Origin of the sequence: Phyllobacterium sp., assembly GCF_037994405.1 — a bacterium.
Classification (GTDB): domain Bacteria; phylum Pseudomonadota; class Alphaproteobacteria; order Rhizobiales; family Rhizobiaceae; genus Phyllobacterium.
Genome location: NZ_JBBNAN010000013.1, coordinates 1 through 2,609 on the forward strand (window position 1 = coordinate 1; position 2,609 = coordinate 2,609).

Annotated in this window: 3 protein-coding genes; all 3 read right to left on the bottom strand. The window is 59.2% G+C overall.

Annotated features, from left to right (window positions below):
- Nucleotides 1-21 precede the first annotated feature (21 nt).
- Nucleotides 22-1,026: a deoxyribose-phosphate aldolase gene (gene deoC / locus AAAC48_RS00890; RefSeq protein ID WP_340652363.1), complete on the bottom strand. Its 1,005-nt coding sequence runs from the start codon at nucleotides 1,024-1,026 to the stop codon at nucleotides 22-24.
- Nucleotides 1,023-2,126 (bottom strand): ATP-binding cassette domain-containing protein, encoded by a 1,104-nt coding sequence (locus AAAC48_RS00895; protein ID WP_340652364.1) that lies wholly within the window; start codon nucleotides 2,124-2,126, stop codon nucleotides 1,023-1,025. Before AAAC48_RS00895 ends, deoC begins: the two co-directional genes overlap by 4 nt.
- Nucleotides 2,116-2,609 (bottom strand): sugar-binding domain-containing protein (locus AAAC48_RS00900; RefSeq protein WP_340652365.1); only part of this gene is annotated, 494 nt, incomplete at its 5' end. The genes AAAC48_RS00900 and AAAC48_RS00895, both read right to left, overlap by 11 nt.

A 2,609-nucleotide genomic window follows, 5' to 3' on the forward strand; every position in this document is an offset into this window, starting at 1 on the left:
ATCTGTCCCATGTTCGTTTCCTCAGGCTAGCGCGTGGCGCGAAGACGCGGCGTAGCGGCCCGTCACATAATGTTCCAGCTGACGCTCGATATCGCCGAGCATCGAACTTGCCCCGAGACGGAACAGGTCCGGCTGCAGCCATGGCAGGCCGAGCTCTTCCTTCATCAGGATCAGCCAGTTCATGGCATCCTTGGCTGTCTTCATGCCGCCGGCAGGCTTGAAACCGACCGTCTGGCCAGACAGCTCGCCGTAATCGCGCAAGGCCCGCAGCATGATCAGGCTGACGGGAAGCGTGGCATTCACTTCTTCCTTGCCGGTCGATGTCTTGATGAAATCGGCCCCCGCCTGCATCGCAACCATGGAGGCGCGGTAGACATTGCGCAACGTGTTGAGATCACCGGTTGCCAGAATGGCTTTCATGTGCGCATCGCCCGATGCTTCACGCATCTGCGCGATCTCGTCATAGAGCGCCGACCAGTTCTGCGTCAGCACGTGTTCGCGCGTGATGACGATGTCGATTTCGGCAGCGCCTTCGCCCACCGCATAGTGGATTTCGGCAAGACGCTGCGGCAACGGTGTCAGACCGGCCGGAAATCCGGTAGCGACAGACGCTACCGGGATTCTCGTACCCTGCAGCGCCTTCACCGCATGTGGCACCATTGTCGGGTAGACGCAGACGGCGCCCGTGGTGATATTTTGATCAGCGAGGCCCAGCGCTTCGAGAATATCGTCACGAACGGGGCGCTTTGCCTTGGCGCAAAGGCGGTAGACACGGCCGGCCGTATCGTCGCCAGCAAGCGTGGTGAGATCGATGCAGGTGATCGCCTTGACCAGCCAGGCCGCCTGATATTCCTTCTTAACCGTCCGGCGCGTCGTCAGTGTCGCGGCACGGCGTTCCGTCGCCGAACGGTTGACGGCAATATCCTCGAACCACTCTGGCTTGAGCTTCGTGCCAGTGTTGCGCGCATGGGAATGTGCCAGCTGGATTTCTGTTCCTTTAGGAACAACTGCATGTTGGGTGTTCATCCCCGACCCTTCCTGTGATCAATGAAGCGATTGAGCAAGATGGCTGCAACGATAATGATACCGGTGACGGTCATCTGATAAAAGGAGCCCAATCCCAGAAGATTGAATATATTACGAAGTACCTGAAGTAGCATTACGGCAAAGAACGTGCCGAGAACACCGCCCCGGCCACCGAAGAGGCTTGTCCCGCCAAGAACTACCGCAGCGATAGCGTCAAGCTCCAGGCCCTGTGCAGCCGTTGGTTGCCCGATGCGCAAGCGCGAGGTCAACAGAATTCCGCCGAGTGCCGCCATGAAACCGGAGACTGCAAACACAGCGGTGATGATAAAGCGTGTCGGCAGACCCGATAGCCGCGCAGCTTCGGGATTGCCGCCAGTCGCAAAGACATACTCCCCAAACACGGTCAGACGCAAAACCAGCCCGGCCAGGATACACAGCACGATGAAGATCAGTCCCATCGACGAGACGGCAAAACCCGGCAGGATCGGCACCATTGTCGAGCCGATCGCGGCAAATCCCTGCGGCAATCCGCTGACCGGTACGCCGTCGGTCATCAGATAGGTTATGCCGCGAAACGAGACGAGGCCGGCAAGCGTGACGATGAAGCTGGGCACCTGCGCCAGGGCGCTGATCGCCCCCATCGCCGCGCCGCAGGCAGTGCCGACATCGCAAGCTGCGTAAAGTTCTTCGAGCTCGCTGCTGGCGACGATGACCGCCGCCCCGTCTTCGGCAAGCTTGTCGACAAGATTGTTGAGATCTGCCTTCGCGCCGATATCGAGCCCACGGCTCGGCTCATCCAGAAGCAGAACGTGCGTACCATTGATGATCCATTTTGCCAGGACGACCTTCTGCTGGTTGCCCCCGGAAAGCTGGATAACCGCTTGTTCCGGCCTGCCATATTTGGTCGAAAGGCTTTTCAGAACCGGCATCGTGCGCTGTTTCTGCAGGGAATGCCGCGTCATCCAGCTTTGGCGCATGGATGGCAAAGTGGCATTCTTATAGATTGGCGCGTGGAGGATAAGCCCCCCCGATTCCAGCGCGACGATGTTCGGCATGAAGGTTTTCGAGACGCGCTGAACCGTCAGGACATCATTCGCCATCTTTGATCCCCAGAGCATAGCGGGCCGTCGCCTCATCGGTGACGATTACTGAGACATAGCCGGCCTTCAGGGCGGAAACCGCGATTTCGAATTTTTCTTCTCCAGCAACGACGCCAATCGACCACGGCTTGGTTTTCAGGAATTCGAGACGCAGACCCACGGTTCGGTCGTCAATGGCCGTATCGACAATCTTGCCGCCGCGATCGACGAAACGGCCGAGAATATCGCCGACCGCCCCGGCAGCCTGCAGGTGATCGATATCAGCCTCGTCGAGATAGCCCGAACTCAGAAGAACAGACTCGTGCGTGATGCTGCCCATGCCGAAGCAGACGACGTCGGCCTTCATTGCGAGGGTCAGCACGCGCTCGATGATCGGGTCTTCTTCCAGCACCTCGCGGGTGCTCTTCTTGCCGACGATGGCAGGAACCGGAAGGAGCGTTGCCGAGCCGTTACCAGCCTTCGCGAACTCTTCGGCAACAGCAC

Coding starts and splice junctions, on each gene's coding strand:
- AAAC48_RS00895 (WP_340652364.1), bottom strand. CDS start 2,126: ATGGCGAATGATGTCCTGACGGTTCAGCGCGTCTCGAAAACCTTCATG.
- deoC (WP_340652363.1), bottom strand. CDS start 1,026: ATGAACACCCAACATGCAGTTGTTCCTAAAGGAACAGAAATCCAGCTG.